This window comes from Mesorhizobium sp. M7A.F.Ca.CA.001.10.2.1, assembly GCF_003998575.1.
Taxonomy (GTDB): domain Bacteria; phylum Pseudomonadota; class Alphaproteobacteria; order Rhizobiales; family Rhizobiaceae; genus Mesorhizobium.
On record NZ_RZQY01001301.1, the window covers coordinates 1 to 539 of the forward strand.

General features: G+C 70.3%; 1 pseudogene. It reads left to right on the forward strand.

Annotated elements, in window-relative coordinates:
• Nucleotides 1-539 (forward strand): annotated as a pseudogene (locus tag EN964_RS36765) (hypothetical protein); the annotation flags it as partial.

Below are 539 nucleotides of genomic sequence, written 5' to 3' on the forward strand. Positions count from 1 at the left end.
CAGGGCGGACGGCAACATCATCGCCGACACCGACGCGGTCGGCTCGGGCGGCATCGTGGCACAGTCGATTGGCGGCGGCGGCGGCAATGGCGGCCGTGCGGCCACGATGGCCGGCTCGGTCAGCAACGGCGTCAATGTCAGCCTCGGCGTTACGGTCGGCGGCTGGGGCGGCGACGGTGGCAGGAGCGACCTGGTGATCGTCGATACCGGCCTCAGCGGCGGCGGCAGCATCGTCACCAAGGGTTACCAGGCTGGCGGCATTCTTGCCCAGTCGGTTGCCGGCAGCGGCGGCAATGGCGGCGATTCCTGGGCGGCGGCTGGCGGTTACGGCGTCAATGTCAGCGTTAACGCGACCGTCAGCATCGGCGGCGGCGGCGGCGACGGCAATGTCAGCGACGATGTGCTCGTCCACAATGCCATGACGGTGCAGACGGATGGCGACATGAGCGCGGCGATCCTTGCGCAGTCGATCGGCGGCGGCGGCGGAAATGGCGGCTCGACCAACGGTGCGACCGCCGATCTGGGCGGCGGCCAAGGCG